We start from the raw sequence: 22,006 nt of genomic DNA, 5'->3' as shown, positions 1-22,006 counted from the left end.
TTCGTGCAGGGTTGGTTTCAGATCGAGAAGCTCGTGCCGCAGCCGCAGGCGGCGGTAGCATTGGGGTTCTGGATCTTGAAGGAGGCGCCGATCAGCTCATCGACGAAGTCGATCTCGGAGCCTTCCATGTAGCCGACGGACATTTCGTCGATCAGCACGACCGCGCCCTCGCGCTCGATGACGAGATCGTCCGGCTCGCGCCCGGAAACGAGATCGAACTTGTATTGGAAGCCCGAGCAGCCGCCGCCCTCGACGCTCACACGGAGCGCTTCGGCGCCGGGCTCACCGGCTACGATCTCGGCAATCCGCCGTGCGGCCCGCTCGGTCAGCGCGACCCGGGGGCGATCCTCAACCATCGTCATGAACGGGGCTCCTCGCGTGCTTTGCGCCCGCTCTCCAGGGTTTGGAAACCGGGTGGATGTGACGCGGATACTTGAGAAATAAATAGGATTTGCCGCGGCGATGTCAAACGGCGGCGCTCGGTCTATCATAGGGTGAACGAGGGGCAGCCATGCGGGTGGCTGGGGAAAACGTGGCGATCGGTGACCGGAGCAGCCAGGACGTGCCGAACGAGGCCCCGGTGCCGCGGCGGCCTGGGGCCCGGCGGGTTGTCGCCTGGGCGCTCGAAGCGGACGCGAGCCGCGGGCGGGCCGTGCCGGAGCCGCCGTGCCCCATGCGCACGCCCTTCCAGCGCGACCGCGACCGTATTGTCCACGCGACGGCCTTCCGCCGGCTCACCTACAAGACGCAGGTCTTCCTCCACCACGAGGGGGATCACTTCCGCACGCGGCTGACGCATTCGCTCGAGGTCGCTCAGATCGCGCGCTCGATGGCTCGGCAACTCGAGTTGGACGAGGATCTTGCCGAGGCCCTCTCGCTCGCCCACGACGTCGGGCATCCGCCATTCGGCCATGCCGGGGAGCGGGCGCTGGATCTTGCCATGCGGGCCTGGGGCGGCTTCGACCACAATGCCCACAGCCTGCGCATGGTCACGAGCCTCGAGCGCCGCTACGCCCGCTTCGACGGCCTCAATCTGACATTCGAGACGCTCGAAGGTCTCGCCAAGCACAATGGGCCGCTCACGGGGCCGCACGCCGCGCCGAATGCCGCTGAGCGCAATCGCGAGCTGCTGGATCTCATCGCTGCGCTGGGCTTGACGCAGGCGCTGGAGCTCGATCGCTTCGCGGCGGCCGAGGCGCAGGTTGCGGCGATCGCGGACGATATCGCCTACACGAACCACGACATCGACGACGCGCTCCGCGCCGGGCTCATCAGCATCGCCGACCTCGAAGGCGCCCCCATGGCCGGCGCGTTCGTCACCGCCGCGCGCGCCGTGCTCGAGGGCACGGCCATAGCCCGCGGCCCGATCGATCGCGACCGCCGCCTCTTCTACGAGGTCAATCGGCGCATGATCACGGCCATGGTCGACGACGTCGTGAAGGAGACGCGCGTGCGCGTCGCGGCACTCGCCCCGCAGAATGCCGATGACATCCGAAATGCCGGGATGGCCGTGGTCGCCTTCCCGGAGGCCAGCCGGGTCGAGCTCGACGGGCTGCGCAAGTTCCTATTCTACCGGGTCTACCGTGCGCCCCGGGTCATGCGTGTCATGCACAAGGCCGAGGAGGTGGTAGCGGCACTTTTCGACCGCTATCTGCACAGTCCAGCGGACCTGCCGGGGGGCCGCGGTGAGGCCGTTCTCGGCCTCGATCCTGCCGGCCGGGCACGGCGCATTGCCGATTTCATTGCCGGTATGACCGACCGATTTGCCCTTGCCGAGTACGCCCGCCTGTTTGACGACACCATTGATTTGCATTAGCTGCCGCCATGTTATGACGCTGGCGAAAGCCGAGGCGTCCCCCATCCGAGGAACCATCATGACCGTGCTCGCCGAGGTCGAGGCTGAGATCGCCGCCGCATTGAAGAGGCTGCAGCAGGCCGGGCGCCTGCCGGCCGAACTCGCGCTCGACGCGGCGGAAGTCGAGCCGACGAAGGACCCGCGCCACGGCGATCTCGCGACGAACGCCGCGATGGTGCTCGCCAAGCCTGCGCGCATGAAGCCGCGCGACATCGCCGACGCGCTGGTCGCCGAGCTCGCTGCGCTCCCGGGCTACGTCAAGGTCGAGGTCGCGGGGCCGGGGTTCGTCAACATCACGCTCGACGTCAAGCGCTGGCAGGGCGTGATCGCAGACGTGCGGAGTGCCGGCGCGGGCTATGGCGCTTCAAATCTCGGCAAGGGCGAGAAGCTGCTCATCGAGTACGTCTCGGCCAATCCGACCGGTCCCATGCACGTCGGCCATGGTCGCGGCGCGGTGTTCGGCGACTCGCTCGCGAACCTGCTGGCCTTCGCCGGCTATAACGTGATGCGCGAGTACTACGTCAATGATGCCGGCGCTCAGGTGGATGTGCTCGCGCGCTCGGCATTCCTGCGTTACCGCGAGGCCCTCGGCCAGGACATCGGCGAGATTCCGGCCGGCCTCTATCCGGGCGACTACCTGAAGCCCGTCGGCGTCGCGCTCGCGCAGGAGCATGGCGACGCGCTGCTCAAAAAGGCGAATGACGAGAGCGCCTGGCTGCCGATCGTGCGCGCCAAGGCCATCGAGATGATGCTCGCCATGATCAAGGAGGATCTGGCGGCACTCGACATCCGCCATGAGGTCTTCTTCTCCGAGCGCTCGTTGACCGAAGGCGCTAAGGACGAGATCGCCGAGACGATTGCGGAGCTGCGCGGCAAAGGGCTCGTGTTCGAGGGCCGGCTCGAGCGGCCGAAGGGCCATGACGCCGACGACTGGGAGGATCGCGAGCAGACGCTGTTCCGCTCCACGGACTTCGGCGACGACGTCGATCGCGCGCTCATGAAGTCCGATGGCAGCTACACCTATTTCGCCGGCGACATGGCCTACCACCACAACAAGCTGTCGCGCGGCTACCGGCATCTCATCAACGTCTTCGGCGCCGACCATACCGGTTACATCAAGCGGATGCAGGCGACGGTCGCGGCACTCTCTGGCGGCAAGGCCGATCTCGACATCAAGGTCTGCCAGCTCGTGCGGTTGCTGCGCGGCGGCGAGCCGGTCAAGATGTCGAAGCGCGCCGGCACGTTCGTGACGCTGCGTGAGGTCGTGGACGAGGTCGGCAGCGACCCGATCCGTTTCATGATGCTCTACCGCAAGAACGATGCGGCCCTGGATTTCGACCTCGCCAAGGTCGTCGAGAAGTCCAAGGACAATCCCGTCTTCTACGTCCAGTACGCGCACGCGCGCGCCTACTCGATCTTCCGCAATGCCGCGGAGGCATTCACGGGGCTCGGGCCTCGCGACAGGGATGTGACAGGAGCGGATACATCGCTTTTGACGGACGAGGGCGAGCTCGATCTGCTGCGCCGTCTCGCCCTTTTCCCGCGTATTGCCGAGGGTGCGGCGCGGGCCCACGAGCCGCACCGCATAGCCTTCTATCTCTCTGATTTGGCGTCCGCATTTCACGCGCAATGGACGCGAGGCAATGATTCGCCACATTTGCGCTTTATCCAGGCGAATGACCGAAACCTTACCGCTGTGCGCCTCGCTCTTGTGGGGGCTTGTGCACAGGTAATCGCGACAGGGCTTGCGATCCTCGGGGTGCACGCTCCGATCGAAATGCGCTAGCGTGCGAATCGCGAGACGAAACGCGGACTACGCGGCAGAGACTTGAGCGGGTTGAACGGCGCGCGGGCGGTTCCGGCACAGCGGGAAACCTAAGGGGGTATCTCGATGGCACGGCAGAATAATATGCTACCGAAAGGTGCGGGCCCGCACCTGCGGTCGCCGCACGCCACGCACGATCAGTCCGAGCCTGCCCATGGATACGGCAACGCCTATCCTTCGCAATACGATCCAAGCGAGCAGGATGGCCACGCGCCCCAGCAGGGTGGCGCGCCACGGGACATCTTCAGCGCGCTGAGGTCGGAGCCGCCGACCCTCGGCTCGCGCTTCGAGCCGTTCGCGCCTCCTGCCGGACGTCCGCAGGCTCAGGCCCACGGCGGCTATGGCCGCCAGCAGTTCGGTGAGCCGGACCAATTGTACGGTCAGGGACACGGACATCAAGGGCATGGACATCAAGGGGGGCATCAGGCGCACGGGCACGACGCCTATGGGCGCCCGCTTCCTGGCGGCTATCCCGCGCAGCAGGGCGGGTACGATACCGCGCCCGAGCACGATCCGCGCTACTACACCCAGCAGCCCCAGCACGGCTATGCGCCGCAGGGCGGCTACGGGCAGGATGACGGCTACGCCTACGACGATCCTTATCGTCCCAATGCGGCCGATCCCTATGCCGCGTCGCATCAGATGGCACCCGGCCATGGCACGGACGCCGGCTACTACGAGGAAGAGTATCCAGAAGAGCCCGAGCCTCCGGCCCGGCGCGGACCGCGTGCGATTGTCGTGGTCGGCGCGCTGATGGGCGCAATCGCGCTCGGCGGCGGTCTGGCTTATGGCTACAAGGCGATGACGAGCGGCGGCCGCGATGGCGGCGGCAAGCTCCCGATCCTGCGCGCCGACAGCGCCCCTGCCAAGGCCCAGCCGACCGACCCCGGCGGCAAGCAGGTGGCCCACACGGACAAGAAGATCCTGAACCGGCTCACCGAGGACCGCGGCCCGGCCCGACCCGTGCCGGTCTCGATTCTGCCGCCGGCACCCGAGCGCGAGTCCGGGGATGCTCCCCGCCGCGTGCCGACGATGGTGATCAATCGCGACGGCACGATCGCATCGGGCACGGGGCCGTCGGCTCCGCCTTCGAGTGGCGTGCCGGGCCTGCTGGTCGATGGTCTGTCGCCGCGTGTGCCGCCGCCACAGCGTGAGGCCGCGCCGCCACCCCCGCCGCCTCCGGCACGCGCCATGCCGGTCGAGGAGCCCGCCCCCGCCTTACCACCGCGGCGCGTCGCTTCAGCGCCGCAGGCGTCCGCCATGGAGCCGCCGGCCGCTGCCATGCCGGCGCCGCGCGCGGAACCCGAGTCAAGGCGTTCGGTGCCCACGCGCCAGGCTGCGCGGACGCCCGCACCGGCTCCGGCTCCGGCTGCGACCGCTGCGCCGACATCGGGCTATGTGGCCGTGCTCGCCTCGCGCCAATCGCACATGGATGCGTTGAAGTCGCTCGCCGACATCCAGCAGAAGCACCCCAGTGTTCTCCAGGGGCGCGCGGCTGATGTCCGTCAGGCGAACCTCGGCGAGAAGGGCATGTGGTATCGCGTCGTCGTGGGGCCGCCGGGCTCGCGCGAGATGGCGAACAGTGTCTGCGGCCAGCTCAAGTCGCAGGGCTATAGCGGCTGCTGGATCATGCCTTATTGATAAGTGCCGCCGGCTGCTCGGATGGGGACTGTCGCCTCCCTTCGTAGTGCCACGCCGGCGGCCGCCATGCGGGCAGCTTGAGTGTGCGACAGCGCTGAGTTGCTCCGCACTTCCCGCGCGCTCATACAAGTCATAAAGGACGGGGGTGCGGGGGTGTCCCCCGCGCGGGGTGTGGGGCCCGCGGCCCCACTCGCGCCAGCGGCGCGACCACGAACCCAGGAGCCATCATGCCGAGCGCATTCATCACAGGGCTTGCCGGTCCGACGCTGCTCGAGGCGGAGCGTTCGTTTCTCGCGGCGTCTCGTCCAGCGGGCATCATCCTGTTCGCGCGGAACTGTGTATCCCGTGAGCAGATACGGAAGCTCATCGGCGACAGTCTCGACGCGATCGGCAATGCCAACGCGCTGGTGCTGATCGACCAGGAGGGCGGGCGCGTGCAGCGTCTGCGGCCGCCGCTTGGCCGCGCGCTGCCGCCGGCCGCGGCATTCGGCACGCTCTACGCCCATGACCCAGTGGAAGCCTGCCGCCTTGCCTTTCTCGTGAGCCGCCAGAATGCCGAGGATCTGCGTGGGCTCGGCATCAACACGAACTGCGCTCCGGTCCTCGACGTGCCGGTGTCGGGGGCCCACGACGTCATCGGCAATCGGGCCTATGGCGCGACGGTAGATCAAGTGGCAGCGCTCGGCGCGGAGGTTGCGGCCGGCCTCATGGCAGGCGGCGTGCTGCCCGTGATGAAGCACATTCCCGGGCACGGCCGGGCGGGCGCGGACAGTCATTATGATCTCCCGGTCGTGGATACGCCGCGGGCGACGCTCGAAGCGACGGACTTTGCGCCCTTCCGCGCGCTCGCTCATCTCCCTGCAGCCATGACCGCGCACGTACTGTTCACGGACATCGATCGCGAGCGGCCCGCGAGCACCTCGCTGGTGGTGACGGCCGAAATCATGCGCGGCTCGATCGGCTTCGGCGGCCTGCTCATGAGCGACGATGTGAGCATGAAGGCGCTCGGCGGACCCTTGGGCACGCGGGCCGAGGCGGTTCTGGCGGCCGGCTCCGACCTGGTGCTTCATTGCAATGGGATCATGGCCGAGATGGAGGCCGTCGCCGCTGCAAGTCCAGAGATTTCAGGTGCTTCTGGTTTTCGCCTGGCAGCAGCTCTGGCAGTTCTGCAACAGTGTGAAGCCTTCGAGCCACAGCTTGCCGAGGCGGCAATTGCGCGCGCGCTGTCCGTGAGCGCATGAATCAGTTTATGGTTCCTGTGGATAAGGGCTGGATGATCCGGCCCGCCCGCAAGGGTGTCAAACGGCGGCCATGATGGACGGCGGGACGGGCGAAGCGAACGCAGGCCCCGAGGAATGGGGCGATCCCGAGCGCGGCGATGCGCCGCCGCCCGAGGACGCATTCGTCGTCGATCTCGAAGGCTTCGAGGGACCGCTCGACCTGCTGCTCGCCCTGGCGCGGACGCAGAAAGTCGATCTCGCGCGCATCTCGATCGATACCCTCGTCACCCAGTACCTCGCCTATATCCGCGAAGCACAAAAGCTCCGCTTGGAGCTCGCCGCCGACTATCTGGTCATGGCGGCCTGGCTTGCCTTCCTGAAGTCGCGCCTGCTGCTGCCGCGCGACGAGAAGGCCGAGGGCGGTCCCTCGGGCGAAGAGCTGGCGGCGCGCCTTGCCTTCCGCCTCATGCGGCTCGAAGCCATGCGCAACGCGGCGGCGCAGCTCCTGACCCGCAAGCGGCTCGATCGTGACATCTTCCCCCGCGGTATGCCCGAGGGCGTGAAGACCATCCGCACGCGCGAGCACTCCGCCGAGATTTACGACCTGCTGAAGGCCTACGCCGAGCAACGCACGCGCACGGTCGTGCACCGCGCCCACGTGGTGAAGAAGCGCACCGTGTGGTCGATCAAGGATGCGCGTCAGCGTCTCGAAACGCTCGTAGGCCGTTCCGCCGGCTCATGGGTGCAGCTCGATTTCTTCCTCGAGCAATATCTCCCATCACCGGAGCTTGGCCGCACGGCGCTCGCCAGCTCCTTCGGCGCGACGCTCGAAATGGCGCGCGAGGGGCACATCGAGATCCGGCAGGCGGGGCCGTTCGCGCCGATATATCTGAGACGCAAGGAAGCAGGCGCGGAGTGGCAGCGCCTGGATGTCGGAGGATCGCAGGGCGCGAATTGAGTGCGCTGCAGGACATGATCCCGAGGAGGCGAGACACGGGGGCGAGACATGGTTCCACCCAAGCTGAGTATCGCGCCGGACAGTGAGATGACGAGTAACGAGAAAAGAGAGCCGGGTTCCGATCTCTCCGACGTGCGTCCGCCCGCATCGGAGCGCACGGGGCCGCCGCTGCGTCCGCTGCCGGCGAATATCGCGGCGCTGCCCTCTGCCGATCGTCGCGAGAAGCTGCGCGTACTGGAAGCGCTGCTCTTTGCGGCGTCCGAGCCGCTTGACGTCCAGCATCTCGCGAGTCACCTCGCCGAGGGCGACGACGTGAATGCCCTGCTCACGGAGCTGCAGGGTTTCTATGCCTCGCGCGGCATCAATCTCGTGCGCGTCGCCGGAAAGTGGGCCTTCCGCACGGCGGACGATCTCTCGTTTCTGCTCGAGCGCCACGCCAAGGAGGAGCGCAAGCTCTCCAAGGCTGCGCTGGAGACGCTCGCCATCATCGCCTACCACCAGCCTGTCACGCGCGCCGAGATCGAGGAGATCCGCGGTGTGCAGACCTCCAAGGGTACGCTCGATGTGCTGCTGGAAACCGGTTGGGTGCGTCCCCGCGGGCGTCGCCGTGCTCCCGGCAAGCCGATCACCTACGGCACGACGGAGACGTTCCTCAGCCACTTCAATCTCGACACGGTGAAAGATCTGCCGGGTCTGCAGGAGCTGAAGGGCGCGGGCCTGCTCGATGCGAACCTGCCGCCGGACTTCAAAGTGCCCGAGCCGACGGATGTCGCCGCCCTCATGCCGGATGAGCTCCCGCTCGAGGATGAGGCCGACGCGGCACAGGAGGAGCTTGACCTCGACTCGCCCCCCGACTTGCCCGACGAAGAGGAAGACGATATGGGCGAGGCGGACCGCACCTGATGACGCTCCCTTAGAACGTCTCCAGAGTTCGGCCGATCGAGGTGACGGTTGGTCTTAAAGACACTCCTTGGACGAGTTGGGTCGCGCCCCGATGCCGGCAGCAAGCTTGCGAGCGCCGGCGCGAGGCAGGGCTCCATGCGCGCTGCGACGACCTTTGCCGCGCGCCTGACCTTCGAGGCCGTGGAGCGCACCTTCGACGATACGGTCGCGCTCGCGGGCGTGAGCCTCGACATCGCACCCGGCGAGGTCGTCTGCCTGCTCGGGCCTTCGGGCTGCGGAAAGACGACACTGCTTCGCATTGCCGCCGGCATCGAGCGTCCAACGGGAGGCCGTGTTCTGGTCAATGACCAGGAAGTGGCCGGCCCCAATCGCTTCGTGCCGCCGGAAGAGCGCAATGTCGGCCTCATGTTCCAGGACTTCGCGCTCTTTCCACATCTGACTATCGCGCAGAACGTCGCCTTCGGCTTGAAGCAGCTTCCGGCAGCCGAGGCGCGACGCGAAGCCATGGCGCTTCTCGCGCGCGTCGGTCTCGAACGCTACGCGGACCAGCATCCGCACATTCTCTCGGGCGGTGAGCAGCAGCGCGTGGCGCTGGCGCGCGCGCTCGTTCCGCGCCCCGCCGTCATGCTCATGGACGAGCCCTTCTCCGGTCTCGACATCCAGCTCCGCGAGCGCCTGCAGGAAGGCACGCTCGAGCTTCTGCGCGAGACACGTGCGACCTGCATGATCGTCACACATCATCCCGAGGAGGCCATGCGCCTCGGCGATCGTATCGCCGTCATGCGCGCCGGTCGCATCATCCAGATCGGGCGCGCGGAAGATCTCTATCGCCAGCCGGTCGATCTGTTCGTCGCCCGCCTCTTTTCCGAGATCAACGAGATCCCCTGGTCCGTCGCGGGTGGCGCGCTCGTGACGCCGCTCGGCACCTTCCCAGCCCCATCCATGCCTGACGGCGCGAAGGCCGTGCTCTGCATTCGCCAGCGCGCCATACGCCTGCTGCCCGAAGGACAAGGCCATCCTGCCCGCGCGCTTCACGTGCGCTTTCTCGGCGATGCCGCGCTCGTCGAGATGGCCGTGCAGGGCTTCGACGCACCGCTCAAGGCACTCGTGCACGAGAGCGATGTGCCCGCACGCGGTCGCGACATCGGCATCGAGGTCGATCCGCAACGCGTGCTCGTATTCGCGGCGGAGACGTAGACCTTTCAATCACCAAGCATCATCATGCGGGCGGTCACCACTCCCACCGCCGATCCCCTGATGCCGCACCGTTCGCCCACAGTCCGTGCTGTTGCTGCCCTGTCGCTGACCCAGCTCATTGGCTGGGGCGCCACGTTCTGGCTGCCCGCGGTCACAGGACCTGCCATGGCCGACGAGCTGGGCATGAGCCTTCCCATGATCATGGCGGGACCGACAGTCATGCTCGTCGTCATGGCCATGGTGTCCTGGCCGCTGAGCGCCGTCTTCGAGCGCCACGGCGCGCGCCCGGTCATGGTGTTGGGATCCCCGCTCGGCGCGGCCGGTCTCCTGGTCATAGGCCTGGCCGATGGTCCGGTGACCTATGCGCTGGCGTGGGTCATTCTCGGCCTTGCCGGTGCCAGCATGTTGACGACGCCGGCGCAGATTGCGGTGACCGAGATCGCCGGCGAGAAGGCGCGCGAGGCGCTCGGCGTGCTGATCCTGGCCGGTGGGCTGACATCGACCATCATGTGGCCGCTGACAGGGCTTCTGCAGGCTCAATGGGGATGGCGCACGACGACGCTGCTCTATGCCGCTCTCATACTGCTTGTCTGCACGCCACTGCATTGGGCCACGCTTGCCCGCCGGCCCAGGGAAAAATTCGCAGCGAAGACGACGGCCGAGGCAGTCCCCATTGACCGGTCACGCTTCACGCTGCTCGCCATGAGCTTTGCCGCCAATGGCTTTGTCACCTGGGGCTTTGCTCTTACCATCATCGTCCTGTTCGAGGCGGGCGGTCTCGATCACGCCAGCGCGCTGGCGGCAGCGGCCTTCATCGGCATTGCTCAATGGGCGGGGCGCATGGCCGACTTCCTCGGCGGCCGTCGCTGGTCCAGCTTCGTCACCGGTCTTGCTGCCTCGGCTCTGTTTCCGCTGAGCTTCATCGTTCTTCTGCTGAGCAGCAGTTTCGCTAGCGCCATGATTTTCGCCACGCTCTACGGCGTTGCCGGCGGCATCATCGCCGTCACCCGCGCCACGCTGCCGCTGCAGATTTTCCCCGCTGGCGCCTATGCCCGCGCATCGGCGCGGCTCGCGGTGCCGCTCAACCTCTCCTTTGCGGCCGCACCGCCGATATTCGCCGCCATCATGACCTCTGCCGGTCCCCACGCCGCGCTTTGGCTGGCCTTTGCGATCTCGATCTTCGCCTTCTGCGCGCTTCTCGGCCTTTTGCTGCTGCACCGCGGAACGGATCACGCATCACAACAGAGCAAAATCGAATCCTGAATATCGATCGAGCCCAGTAGGCACTGCCGCTGCAGCGCTGTGACGGGCTCGCATCGATGATGAAAGCGAACCTACTACTTCTCCGGCATGACGTAGTTGAGCGGCAGACGTCCGCCATCGGCGTAGACGGTCGTGCCGGTGACGTAGCTCGCTTCATCGCTTGCGAGCCAGGCCACGATCGCGGCGACTTCGGCCGGCTGGCCGACGCGGCCGAGAGGCGTGCGCGAGAGCACTTTCTTGCGGAAGGCCGCGTCCTTCACGACACCGGCAAGCAGCGGCGTCTCGATCGTGCCGGGACCGACCGCGTTCACGCGCACACCGTGCGGCGCGAGCGCGATCGCCATGGCTTTCGTGAGCTGCGCGAGACCGCCTTTCGACACCGAGTAGGCCACGTGATCCGGCAGCGCGAACACGGCGTTGACCGAGCTCATGTTGACGATCGCGCCGGCACCGCTGCCTTCGCGCGCGCCCTGCTTGACCATTTGCCGCGCAGCGGCCTGACCGGCGAGGAACGCCCCTTTGAGGTTCACGCCGAGAATGCGGTCGAACTCCTCCTCCGGCAGATCGAGAAAAGGCGCGTCATCGACGATGCCGGCGTTGTTGACGAGCACATCGATGCGGCCGTGCACCTCGAGTGCCTTGGCGATCAAGTTGTGCACGTCGAGCTTTTCCGAGACGTCGCAGTCGACGAAATCCGCGGTGCCACCGCTCTTGCGGATCTCGGCGACAACGCGATTGCCGGCGTCGTCGTTCACGTCCGCGACGATGACCTTGGCGCCCTCGCGGGCGAGCCTCACGGCGCAAGCCTGGCCGATGCCCTGCCCGGCGCCCGTTACGATCGCGATCCTGTCCTCGAGCAGCATTGTTTTTCTCTCCTTGAGCTTCAGCCAGCCCCGCGGCGCGCCGCGTCGACGACAGCAATGGCCGAGACATTGAGCAGGCCCCGAACGGTGATCGAGGGCGTGACGATGTGTGCGGGACGTGCGGCGCCGAGCAGGATCGGGCCGACCGCCACGCTGCCCGAGACGACCTTGAGCAGGTTGAAGGCGATGTTCGCCGCATCGAGGCTCGGCATGATGAGCAGGTTCGCCGCGCCCTTGAGCGCCGAGTTCGGGAAGATCTCCTCGCGAATGAAGGCCGAGAGCGCGGCATCGGCGTGCATTTCGCCTTCGACCTCGAGATCCGGCTCCCATTCGCGCACGAGGTTCAGCACCTGCCGCATCTTGCGCGCCGAGGCCGTGTTCTCCGTGCCGAAGTTCGAGTGCGAGAGCAGCGCCACCTTGGGCTCGATGCCAAAGCGGCGGACTTCGGCAGCGGCGAGTTGCGTGATCTCGGCGAGCTGCTCGGCCGAAGGATCATAGGACACGTACGTGTCGGCGATGAACAGCGGACCTGAGGGCAGGATCATCGCCGAGAGCGTCGCAAAGCCGCGCGCGCCGGGACGCAAACCCACGACCTCCGAGACGTGGCGGAGCTGCGTGAGATAGCGGCCGACCGCGCCGCAGATCAAAGCGTCGGCATCGCCGCGCCGCAGCAGCAGGCCCGCCAACACCGTCGAGCCGTTGCGCACGACGCGCTGGGCGTGCGAGGGCGAGACGCCGTTGCGCTCGACGAGGCGGTGATACTCGTCGGTGAGCACGGCCATGCGCGGGTCTGTCTCGGGATCGATGATATCCACGTCGACGCCGACTTTGAGCCGCAACCCGAGGTGGGTCATCATCCGGCGGATATCGTCGCGGCGCCCGATCAGAATGGGATGCGCGATGCCCTCGGCGACGAGCTGCTGTGCGGCTTGCAGCACGTAGGGGTGGTCGCCTTCGGCAAAGGCGAGGCGCTTGCGCGTCTCGTGCGAAGCGACCTTGGCGGCGTCCATGATCGGCTTCATCAGGAAGCCCGATCGGAAGACGAAGCCGCTGAGCTTCTCGCGATAGGCATGGAAGTCGGCGATCGGTCGCGTCGCCACGCCCGAATCCATCGCCGCTTTCGCCACGGCGGGCGCGATCTCGGTAATGAGGCGCGGATCGAAGGGCTTGGGCAGGATGTAGTCCGGGCCGAAGAGGAACGTCTCCGCGCCGTAGGCTGCGAGCACGATGTCCGAGGCCTCGCTCTCGGCGATGCAGGCCAGTGCGGTCACGGCCGCGGCCTTCATTTCCGCATTGATCGTCGTCGCGCCGACATCGAGGGCGCCGCGAAAGATGAATGGGAAACAGAGAACGTTGTTGATCTGGTTCGGATAGTCCGTGCGGCCGGAGGCGATGATGGCATCGTCGCGCACGGCCTTCACGTCCTCGGGCATGATCTCGGGATTGGGATTGGCCAGTGCGAAGACGAGGGGCTTCGGCGCCATGGAGGCGACCATCTCACGGCTCACGATGCCGGCGGCCGAGAGCCCGAGGAAGACATCGGCGCCGACCATGATCTCGGCGAGTTTGCGCTTCTCGGTTTGTTGTGCGTAGACGGCCTTGTAGGGGTCCATGAGCTTCTGGCGGCCCGTGTAGACCACGCCCTCGATGTCGGCGACCCAGATGTTCTCGCGCTTCGCTCCGAGCACGCAGAGGAGGCCGAGGCAGGCGAGCGCCGCCGCGCCCGCGCCCGAGCACACGATCTTCACCTCGCCGAGCGGTTTGCCGACGAGCTTGAGGCCGTTGAGGATGCCGGCCGCGACCACGATCGCCGTGCCATGCTGGTCATCGTGGAAGACGGGGATCTTCATGCGCGCCTGGAGCTGGCGCTCGATCTCGAAGCACTCCGGCGCCTTGATGTCCTCGAGATTGATGCCGCCGAAGGTCGGCTCCAGACGGGCCACGGCCTCGACGAAGGGGGCGACCTCGGTCTCGGCAACCTCGATGTCGTAGACGTCGATGCCGGCGAACTTCTTGAAGAGGACGGCCTTGCCTTCCATGACCGGCTTGGAGGCGAGCGGCCCGATATTGCCGAGGCCGAGCACGGCCGTGCCGTTCGTGATCACGCCGACGAGGTTGCCGCGCGCGGTATAGCGGGAGACGGCGGCCGGATCCTCAGCAATGGCCTGGCAGGCGAAGGCGACGCCCGGCGAGTAGGCGAGCCCGAGGTCATTCTGGTTGGCGACCGGCTTGGTCGCGTGGATCGCGACCTTTCCCGGCGGGTCCGCCTCATGGTAATCAAGCGCATTGCGACGCAGATTGTTATCGGGCATTCGCCGCTTCCCTTATTGCGATCCGGCAGCTCGCATGTTTGCCACAGAACCATGGCGGAGTGCCAATGCCATGCGTATGGTTTTGAACGGCACGAGACATATATCTCGCGTGGGCGGGTTTTTAGCAGCCGGCGCCGGTCTTGCCGTGTTCGCCGCGGTCCTGTGGGCTCCGGCCGCAGCAGACGAGCCGCAGGGCCTGCCGCCGGCCAGTTGGCCGACCTCGCCGCACCGCGGTGTGATCGACGGATGGGGCAGGAAAATCCCCTGCCGCTGTCGCTTCAATGGCAAGGCCTATCAGCTCGGCGAGATCGTCTGCATGAGGACGCATGTCGGCACCGTGCTCACGCGGTGTGACATCTTCGAGAATAATACGTCCTGGATCCCGAGCCAGCAGCCCTGCCAGCCGGACGCCGGGACCTGATCATCCCACCAGCAGGTGCCAGCCGATGCCGAGCGCGCCGCAGATGCCGAGCGTGGTGATGATGCCCCGATGCAACCGGAACAGGAGCACGAACGCCAGCGCCGACAGGGCCAGGGCGACCGGATCGAGGGATGAGGGGCTCGGCAGGTAGAGCCTCAGCGGGCCGTACCAGAGGGTGGTGTTCTCGTGAAAGAGGACATTGAGGGCGAACCAGACGGTCAGGTTGAGAATGACGCCGACGACGGCGGCCGTGACGGCGGCAAGGGCGGCCCTGAGGCGCGGCTCGGCATTGATGCGCTCGAGATAGGGCGCACCGACGAAGATCCACAGAAAGCATGGGGCGAAGGTCGCCCACAGCGTCACGAGCGCGCCGAGCGTGCCCATGAGCAGGGGAGGACCGCCGCCATGGCGATAGGCGGCGAGAAAGCCGACGAACTCGGTGACCAGGATCAGCGGGCCGGGTGTCGTCTCGGCGAACCCGAGCGCATCGACCATCTCGCCCGGCACGAGCCAGCCGTAGTGCTGCACGACATCCTGCGCGAGGTAGGCGAGGACGGCATAAGCGCCGCCGAATGTGACGACGGCGAGCTTGGAGAAGAGCACACCGAGCTGCGAGATAACGTGCGTGCTCCCGAAGATCATCGCGAGGGCGGCCAGCGGTGCGATCCAGATCACGAGCCAGATGGCTGTTGTCCGCAATGTCTCGGCAAGGCTGATGTGAGGCACCGCCGTCGCGGCCGTGTGGTCGGGAAGACCCGCGCCGGTCGCAAAGCCGTAGAGCGCCGCCGCGAGGACGATCAGGGGGAAAGGTACGCCGAGGAAGAAGATCGCGATGAAGCCGAGAGCCGCGAGCCAGCGATGGCTGGTGGCAGTCAGGCCGCGTCTGGCAATGCGCACGAGCGCCTCGACCACGATCGCCAGCACAGCGGCCTTGATGCCGACCATGAGGGCCGCAGCCAGCGGCAGCGCGCCGAACAGTGCGTAAAGGGCGGCGATCACCAGGATCACCAGTGCCCCCGGAATGACGAACATCAGGCCCGCGGCGAGGCCGCCGATCGTGCCGTGGAGGCGCCAGCCGACGTAGGTCGCAAGCTGCATGGCCTCGGGGCCCGGGAGCAGCATGCAGAAGTTCAACGCCTGGAGGAATGAGCGCTCGTCGATCCACTTGCGCTCGTCGACGAGCATCCGGTGCAGGAGCGCGATCTGTCCGGCGGGACCGCCGAACGAGAGCAGGCCGATCTGCGTCCAGACGCCGAACGCCTCCGCGAACGTGGGCGCCGGTGTTGCCGCTCCCTCGAGGGGAGCGGCCTTGGTTTGGGATGTCATGCTTGCGGGCACCCTATGCCTTGACCTTCGGAGACGGCCAGTTGTGTGTCTCATCGCCGGCATCACGACACCAGCGATAGAAGCCGTCGTAGATCGCCATCGCTGCATCGAGCTGGGCGAGATCGTCCCTGTACATGCGCGAGAACCCCAGCGAGACGGCGAGAAGCCCCGCGGCCTCGGGTGCAAGATCCATCCGCGCCGTATCCGCGCCGCGCACGATCATCGCGAGCTTCTGGAGGGCTGGATCGGCGAGACCGAACTCGGCGAGCATCGTGTCGAATGTGCACAGCTCGCCGCGGTGGCTCCAGAACACATCCTCGATGTCGAAGGGTGTCGCTGCGAAGCGTTCGGCAACGGCCTTCACTTCGGAGGGCGAGACGAACAGGAACACGGCACTGGGGTCGACGAAGCGGCGGATGAGCCAGGGGCAGGCAATGCGATCGATCTTCGGACGGGCGCGGGTGACCCAGACCGTGTAGCCTTGCGCGTCGCGGTGCGGCAGCTTCGCGACGTCGAGCGTCTGATAAGCACCCTCGAGCCACGCGACGAAGCCGCCTTCGAGCGTCTCTGCCGGAATGCCCTCGTGGCGGAGCCAGGCAGCGGCACCCTGGCTGAGCTTCAGGCCCTTCTGGCAAACGACAACGACATTCCGGCCGGTCAGTTCCTTGGACCAGTTGGTCACATCGAACGGGTCCCGGCGTACGGATCCGGGGATCAGCCGCGGTGCTGCGGCATAGTCCTCGTCCGTGCGCACGTCGATGATCACAGGCGCCGTCGGCAGGCCGATGAGGCGCGAGAGTTGGGCAGCAGAAATTTCGGTGGGAGATGGCATAGCGCGTCCTTCCTCATGTTGAGGGATTGGGACGCGAACATTGGGCTTGCGCCTCACGAGGTCGTCGCGGAGAACCCCATGGCCTCTATCTCGTGCATTGCCGCGTCATTGTCAACTCGAGGGCGCGCTGCGCGGCCGGGCCGGCCTCATCCCGCAGTGCACGGATACCGGGTTTTGAGCGCGCGCCGGCGCTGCTAGCCTGAGATATTGTGAGCCCCGATTCTTCGGCCTTGCCGGTCTCCCAGCTCATGCCGCCCCAGCGACACTCCGAGATCGGGCATTCGCGATGCATTCCTCATGGTTGGCCCCATTCAGTGTGAGAACGTTCCGCTTCCAGTGGCCCGCGGCGCTTCTGACCGTCTGGGCGCTGGAAATGGAAACGCTCATCCTCGGCTGGTACGTCCTCGTAGAAACCGGTTCCGTCGTTCAGCTCACCATGTTTGCGTCCTCGCTCTACTTCGGGACGCTGTTGGCGCCGTTTCTCGGTGTCGTCGCTGACCGGATCGGCCATGGCAATACGCTGGCGCTCATGCGCTCGTGGTACATGGTGCTCGCGGCGACCCTTCTGACATTCACGCTGACGGGCGTGCTGAGCCCCGGCGTCGTGCTCCTCGTCGCCTTTCTGAATGGTCTCGTGCGGCCGTCGGATCTCGCCATCCGAAGCGCGTTCATGGCCGGCACCCTGCCGCGGGAGCACCTGAGCGGCGCCATGGCCCTCGAGCGCATGACGATCGACACAGCGCGCATCTCGGGTGCACTTGCGGGCGCGAGCATGTTTGCCATGCTCGGCATTGCGCCGACGTATGTCGTCATCATCGTGCTCTACGCAATCGGCGTGTCGTTGACGTTCGCCGCGGCGCGCGGGCCGCGGACGGCGGAACCCGATCCCGAAGCACTGCGTGTGATGCAACAGTCGCGGACCTCCTTCTGGCACGAGCTCAAGGAGGGGATTGCGTATGTCTGGTCGCGCCCCGCACTGAGGGCCGCGATGTGGCTCGCGCTGCTGGCTAACCTGTCGGCATTTCCGCTCACGAACGGGCTTCTGCCTTACGCCGCACGGGAGATCTACCTCGCAGACGAGCGCGGTCTCGCCACCCTGGTCGCGAGCTTTGCGGGTGGTGCGCTCATCGGCTCGCTCACGTTCTCGGCCGCCAGCCGAAGAATGCCCGTCGCACGGCTGATGCTCGGCTCGGCTGCTGTCTGGTACGCCATGCTGGTCGTTTTTGCTCAAATGAGCACGCTATACGGCGGTGCGATGCTTCTGGTGCTGGCCGGCCTTGCTCAGAGCTACTGCATGATTGCCATGGTGGTGCTGATCCTGCGCGCGGCGACGCCGGCTGTCGCGGGGCGCGTCATGGGCGTGCGCATTCTCGCGATCTACAGTTTGCCCATGGGCATACTTTGCGCGGGATGGCTGATCGAACGGGTCGGATTTGCGGCGACGATCTCGGCTTATGCCCTATTCGGATTGGGCATGGTGCTCATTCTTGCGTTACGTTTTCATGCCGACCTCTGGCGTGTCGAGGCACCGGCCAACAGCGCCTGAGGGTGAGCGCGGGGAACTCAGCTACGGAGGTCTGAATGACCCGCTTGCTCAATCTCGGTGAGATGCTCGCGGCTCAGGCGCGGCTCGCCCCCGAGCGCATCGGTGCCCGCGATCTCGAGCGCCAGCTCACGTTCCGTCAGTGGAATGGGCGGGCCTGCCGCCTTGCCAATGGATTGATCGGTCTCGGTCTTGCGAAGGGCGATCGGGTCGCGGTGCTCGCTTACAATGCGCTGGAATGGGCGGAGATCTACGCCGCGACCGCCAAGGCCGGCCTTGTCGCCGTGCCCATCAATTTCCGCCTCACTGGACCAGAGATCCACTTCATCATCGAGAACAGTGGTGCGCTGGCGCTCATCGTCGAGGATCAGCTTACGGGCGTCGTCGAGGAGATCCTTGCCGATCTGCCCATCGCGCCGGGGCGCTGCATCGTGTTCGGCAGGGGCAAGGTCCCTGCCGGTTTTCGCACGTACGAGGATGTGCTCGCCGCCGCGCTCGATCGCGAGCCCGCGGTTCTGGTCGAGCCGGGCGATCCCTGGACGCTCATGTACACGTCCGGCACCACAGGCCGGCCCAAAGGTGCGATCCGAAATCACGGCGCGAGCGCGCTTCATTCGATGATCACGGAGGTCGAGTTCAGGCTTTCCGCGCGCGACACGGCACTGCTCGTCATGCCCATGTGCCACGCGAATTCCGTGTTCTTCTATGGCGCCTTCGCCTACTGCGGCGCGACCACGGCGATCTACAACCGCAAGAGCATCGACCCCGAGCATCTGCTGGCGACGCTCGCGCAATCAGGAGCGACGTTCTCGTCGCTGGTGCCCACGCACTACATCATGATGCTCGCGCTCTCGTCCGCCGTCCGCGCGCGATACGATGTCGAACGCGTCGAGCGCCTGCTGATCTCGTCGGCGCCGGCGCGGCACGACACCAAGCTCGGCATCCTGGAGCTGTTCGGCAATTCCGGCCTCTATGAGATGTACGGCTCGACGGAAGCGGGTTGGGTGACGATCCTGCGCCCCGACGAGCAGTTGAGCAAGCTCGGCTCGGTCGGGCGCGAGGTCGTCGGTTCGGGGCCGGTGCGCCTCCTCGCGCCGGACGGCAGCGAGGTCGCGGATGGGGAGGCGGGAGAGCTGTTCTCGCGCACGCCCTGGTCATTCGACGGCTACTGGCAGCTCCCCGAGAAGACGGCGGAGGCCTTCCGCGGCGAGTATTGCTCAGTCGGTGATCTGGCGCGGCGCGATGCGGACGGTTTCATCCACCTTGTCGATCGCAAGAGCAACATGATCATCTCGGGCGGCGAGAACATCTATCCCTCGGAGATCGAGACGGCGCTCGGCGCGCACCCGAAGATCAAGGACGTGGCGATCGTCGGCGCGCCCGATGAGAAGTGGGGCGAGCGCGTGCACGCGTTCGTCATCCTGCATGATGGTCTCGAAGCGACGGCGGACGAGCTGATCGAGTGGTGCCGCGATCGCGTGGCGCCGTACAAGCGGCCGCGTTCGATGAGTTTCATCCGCGAGGAGGACATGCCGCGCACCGCGACCGGCAAGGTGCTTCACCGCGTGCTGCGAGGGCGGTTGGTGACGTAAGCCTATTTTCCCCTTCTCCCCGTCCTTACGGGGAGAAGGTCGGGATGAGGGGCGGCCACAAGCGCTGACGTTGGCGTATGCCGCCGCCCCTCACCCTAACCCTCTCCCCGCAAGGGCGGGGAGAGGGGATGATCGCTCGCTTGCCGCGAACCGCAAATCTACAAAAGACGGTGGCTCCGGGGGTGTCCTCCGGAGCCACGAATTCGCGCTGTCGGCATTGCCGCCGCGGGCATGGCACTATGGTGGGAGGCGGCAGCACCTCTTCCCGGCAGCCCGCGGCACTAAAACAAACCACCGCCGCAGGCGCGATCGTCTCACCTGCGGCGCGGTATGCCTTACTGCACCGGCGAGTGCGCGCTCGGGAGCATGATGAGGTTGTTCATCTCATCGAGGAGCGGGCCGCCGGTCTTGAGGAAGGCCTGCCAGCCCGGATCCTTCACGGCATCACCGCGGGCCTTCGCGCGCGCGTTGAGGTCGGGATAGGCCCAGAGGTGCATGACCTCGTTCGGCTGGCCGGCCTCGGTGGTCCAGAGGCCCGAGATCTTCGAATACTTCTCGCGCACGTCGAGGGCGCCCGTGAAAGCGTCGAGCCAGGGCTTCGCACCGCCCGGACGCGTGCGGTAGTAGCGCAGCTCGTAGACGTTGCCGGTCGTCGCGGGGGCCCTGAGCGGAATGATCGGATTGAGCAGGCGGATGTCCTGACGCACCAGATGCGGGCGGATGAGCGGGATGTATTCCTCGGTCCAGCGCTTGTTCTTCTGCAGCTCGGCGCGGAGGCGCGCGCGATCATTGAGGCTCTCGTAGGTCCACAGGTGCACGACCTGGTTCAGCGCGCCGATCTCGGTGATCCAGTAGCCTTCGAGCTTGCCGTAGTTATCGCCGCGGATGGCACGCGCGACGGTGCCGGAATTTTTCGCGACCTCCGGCGCCGAACCGGCCTTGAGCGTGTAAATGCGCAGCTCATTGATCATGGGCTTTCCTCCAGGATGTTGTCTGTCAGATGGGATGGCCGGCACGATAGGCTGCCGGTTCGCCGTTGTCATCCAGGCTGCGAGCGGCCCAAATGAGCGAAAATCTCATGCCGGCTTGAGATCGCGGGCGAGCTGGAGGGCGTCGTCGCGGGCCCCTCCGGGGAGCGTGTAGTAGGCTTTGCGTTGCCCGATCTCCGCAAAACCGCAGGCCGTATAGAGCGCGCGTGCGGGGGCATTGCCGGCAGCCACATCGAGGAACAGCCGGCGCGCATCCGAGCGCGCGGCGGCGCGGGCGACACCGTCGACGAGCTGGCGCCCGACGCCATGACGCTGGCTCTCGGGAGCGACGCCGACGGTGAGGATCTCGGCCTCGTCGGCAGCAATCTGGGCAATGATGAAGCCGACGATCTCGCGTCCGGGCCGCGCAGCGATCAACGCGAGCGATGCCGGATGCTCGATCAGAGCCTGAATTGCATCGCTGTCCCAGGCTGTCGGGAAGAGCTTGGCATGAAGCGCCGCGATGGCCTTCGAATCCTCGGGCGAAGCCCAGAGCAGGCTGATCGGAGGGCTCGTCGGGCTACTCATGGACGTCTCGCAACGGGCTCAGGCTGTGGCTTCACGTCGGGTGCGCGCAGATAAAGCGGGCTTACCGTGGCGGAAGGTAGGCGGTCGGCGGCGAGCATGGCGAGAAAGCGCGCGTGTGGCTCGATGGCTGGCAGCTCGGTCGTGATGGTTCGCCCGGCCGCCGCAGCGGCTTCAGCGGCGAGGGGGCCGCCAGAGCCGATGACGAGGGCGTCGTGCTCCAATGCAAGTGCGGCAGCCGCTTCGGCCGTGAGGAGGGCGGGGGCGCCTGGGCTGTTCGGGGCCCCATGGAGCGCGCAATAGAGCGCGCCCCGCCGGGCGTCCGTGGCGACCAGCAGCGCGCGCGTTGCCGCAGAAGGGCCGAGCACGTGGCGCGCGCGGGCGGCGATGACTTCGAGGCTCGGGATGCCGACGACCGGTCGACCAGCCGACAGCGCAAAGGCCCGCGCTGCCGCCACGCCAACCCGCACGCCGGTAAAGGTGCCGGGGCCGACGGTCACCGCGAAGCGCTCGACCTGCGTGAAATCCCGGCCGGCGGACGCCATGACCTCCGCAATCATCGGCATGAGCCGCTCGGCGTGACCGGTCTGGCGCGCCTCATAGGCTTCACGGATGAGCCAATCCCCGTTTGCCGCGCGATAGCGGAGCGCAACGGACACGGCACCGAGGCAGGTGTCGAATGCTAGAATGGCCATATGGCCA

Annotated in this window: 19 protein-coding genes; 11 read left to right on the top strand and 8 right to left on the bottom strand. The window is 66.6% G+C overall.

Annotated elements, in window-relative coordinates; all coding sequences use genetic code 11:
* Positions 1–17: 17 nt before the first annotated feature.
* A complete protein-coding gene (erpA, locus tag CS1BSM3_RS23345; protein WP_244540594.1) occupies positions 18–362 on the bottom strand; it encodes an iron-sulfur cluster insertion protein ErpA in 345 nt (114 codons plus the stop codon).
* Positions 363–511: 149 nt separating this feature from the next.
* Here erpA and CS1BSM3_RS23340 point away from each other — a divergent pair, with 149 nt between their 5' ends.
* From CS1BSM3_RS23340 to CS1BSM3_RS23305, 8 genes are all read left to right on the top strand, one after another.
* Complete coding sequence (locus CS1BSM3_RS23340) at positions 512–1,816, top strand: deoxyguanosinetriphosphate triphosphohydrolase (protein ID WP_083528835.1); 1,305 nt, start codon at positions 512–514, stop codon at positions 1,814–1,816.
* 58 nt (positions 1,817–1,874) lie between these two features.
* Positions 1,875–3,641, top strand: coding sequence for an arginine--tRNA ligase (argS, locus tag CS1BSM3_RS23335; protein WP_072391613.1), 1,767 nt, complete (start codon positions 1,875–1,877; stop codon positions 3,639–3,641).
* A gap of 123 nt (positions 3,642–3,764) precedes the next feature.
* Complete coding sequence (locus CS1BSM3_RS23330; RefSeq protein ID WP_174263762.1) at positions 3,765–5,321, top strand: SPOR domain-containing protein; 1,557 nt, start codon at positions 3,765–3,767, stop codon at positions 5,319–5,321.
* A gap of 227 nt (positions 5,322–5,548) precedes the next feature.
* Complete coding sequence (gene nagZ, locus CS1BSM3_RS23325) at positions 5,549–6,562, top strand: beta-N-acetylhexosaminidase (protein WP_072391607.1); 1,014 nt, start codon at positions 5,549–5,551, stop codon at positions 6,560–6,562.
* Between the two features lie 70 nt (positions 6,563–6,632).
* Positions 6,633–7,499 carry a segregation and condensation protein A gene (locus tag CS1BSM3_RS23320; protein ID WP_244540593.1) on the top strand — a complete coding sequence of 289 codons (867 nt, stop codon included), beginning with the start codon at positions 6,633–6,635 and terminating at the stop codon, positions 7,497–7,499.
* 48 nt (positions 7,500–7,547) lie between these two features.
* Positions 7,548–8,402, top strand: coding sequence for an SMC-Scp complex subunit ScpB (gene scpB / locus CS1BSM3_RS23315; RefSeq protein ID WP_072391604.1), 855 nt, complete (start codon positions 7,548–7,550; stop codon positions 8,400–8,402).
* A gap of 135 nt (positions 8,403–8,537) precedes the next feature.
* Positions 8,538–9,599: an ABC transporter ATP-binding protein gene (locus CS1BSM3_RS23310; protein ID WP_072391601.1), complete on the top strand. Its 1,062-nt coding sequence runs from the start codon at positions 8,538–8,540 to the stop codon at positions 9,597–9,599.
* A 60-nt stretch (positions 9,600–9,659) separates the two neighbouring features.
* On the top strand, positions 9,660–10,862 hold the full coding sequence (locus tag CS1BSM3_RS23305; RefSeq protein WP_072394395.1) for an MFS transporter: 1,203 nt from the start codon (positions 9,660–9,662) through the stop codon (positions 10,860–10,862).
* Positions 10,863–10,936: 74 nt separating this feature from the next.
* Here the strand turns inward: CS1BSM3_RS23305 and CS1BSM3_RS23300 are convergent, their stop codons facing one another.
* Both CS1BSM3_RS23300 and CS1BSM3_RS23295 read right to left on the bottom strand, forming a co-directional pair.
* On the bottom strand, positions 10,937–11,725 hold the full coding sequence (locus CS1BSM3_RS23300) for an SDR family NAD(P)-dependent oxidoreductase (protein ID WP_072391598.1): 789 nt from the start codon (positions 11,723–11,725) through the stop codon (positions 10,937–10,939).
* 20 nt (positions 11,726–11,745) lie between these two features.
* On the bottom strand, positions 11,746–14,037 hold the full coding sequence (locus CS1BSM3_RS23295; RefSeq protein WP_072391595.1) for an NADP-dependent malic enzyme: 2,292 nt from the start codon (positions 14,035–14,037) through the stop codon (positions 11,746–11,748).
* Positions 14,038–14,107: 70 nt separating this feature from the next.
* On the opposite strand from CS1BSM3_RS23295, the gene CS1BSM3_RS23290 reads away from it, so the two are divergent.
* Positions 14,108–14,458 (top strand): hypothetical protein, encoded by a 351-nt coding sequence (locus CS1BSM3_RS23290; RefSeq protein ID WP_143149324.1) that lies wholly within the window; start codon positions 14,108–14,110, stop codon positions 14,456–14,458.
* On the opposite strand, the gene chrA is transcribed toward CS1BSM3_RS23290, so the two are convergent.
* The gene (chrA, locus tag CS1BSM3_RS23285) at positions 14,459–15,784 is read right to left on the bottom strand and encodes a chromate efflux transporter (RefSeq protein ID WP_072391589.1); all 1,326 of its coding nucleotides are present in this window, start codon (positions 15,782–15,784) and stop codon (positions 14,459–14,461) included.
* A gap of 13 nt (positions 15,785–15,797) precedes the next feature.
* Positions 15,798–16,616: a chromate resistance protein ChrB domain-containing protein gene (locus CS1BSM3_RS23280; RefSeq protein WP_072391586.1), complete on the bottom strand. Its 819-nt coding sequence runs from the start codon at positions 16,614–16,616 to the stop codon at positions 15,798–15,800.
* Between the two features lie 286 nt (positions 16,617–16,902).
* Between CS1BSM3_RS23280 and CS1BSM3_RS23275 the strand changes: the two genes are divergently transcribed.
* Both CS1BSM3_RS23275 and CS1BSM3_RS23270 read left to right on the top strand, forming a co-directional pair.
* Positions 16,903–18,162 carry an MFS transporter gene (locus CS1BSM3_RS23275; RefSeq protein WP_072391583.1) on the top strand — a complete coding sequence of 420 codons (1,260 nt, stop codon included), beginning with the start codon at positions 16,903–16,905 and terminating at the stop codon, positions 18,160–18,162.
* 35 nt (positions 18,163–18,197) lie between these two features.
* Positions 18,198–19,751 (top strand): class I adenylate-forming enzyme family protein, encoded by a 1,554-nt coding sequence (locus CS1BSM3_RS23270; RefSeq protein ID WP_072391580.1) that lies wholly within the window; start codon positions 18,198–18,200, stop codon positions 19,749–19,751.
* Between the two features lie 335 nt (positions 19,752–20,086).
* On the opposite strand, the gene CS1BSM3_RS23265 is transcribed toward CS1BSM3_RS23270, so the two are convergent.
* The 3 genes from CS1BSM3_RS23265 to tsaB all read right to left on the bottom strand — a co-directional run bounded on the left by CS1BSM3_RS23265 (position 20,087) and on the right by tsaB (position 21,999).
* Positions 20,087–20,722 carry an NIPSNAP family protein gene (locus CS1BSM3_RS23265; RefSeq protein WP_072391577.1) on the bottom strand — a complete coding sequence of 212 codons (636 nt, stop codon included), beginning with the start codon at positions 20,720–20,722 and terminating at the stop codon, positions 20,087–20,089.
* Positions 20,723–20,827: 105 nt separating this feature from the next.
* On the bottom strand, positions 20,828–21,307 hold the full coding sequence (gene rimI / locus CS1BSM3_RS23260; protein WP_072391574.1) for a ribosomal protein S18-alanine N-acetyltransferase: 480 nt from the start codon (positions 21,305–21,307) through the stop codon (positions 20,828–20,830).
* Positions 21,304–21,999: a tRNA (adenosine(37)-N6)-threonylcarbamoyltransferase complex dimerization subunit type 1 TsaB gene (tsaB, locus tag CS1BSM3_RS23255; RefSeq protein WP_072391570.1), complete on the bottom strand. Its 696-nt coding sequence runs from the start codon at positions 21,997–21,999 to the stop codon at positions 21,304–21,306. Before tsaB ends, rimI begins: the two co-directional genes overlap by 4 nt.
* Positions 22,000–22,006 lie beyond the last annotated feature (7 nt).

Origin of the sequence: Hyphomicrobium sp. CS1BSMeth3, from assembly GCF_900117415.1 — a bacterium.
In the GTDB taxonomy this organism is placed as follows: domain Bacteria; phylum Pseudomonadota; class Alphaproteobacteria; order Rhizobiales; family Hyphomicrobiaceae.
The sequence above is the reverse complement of the archived record's forward strand: the minus strand, read 5'-3'. Positions and strand labels throughout refer to the sequence as shown.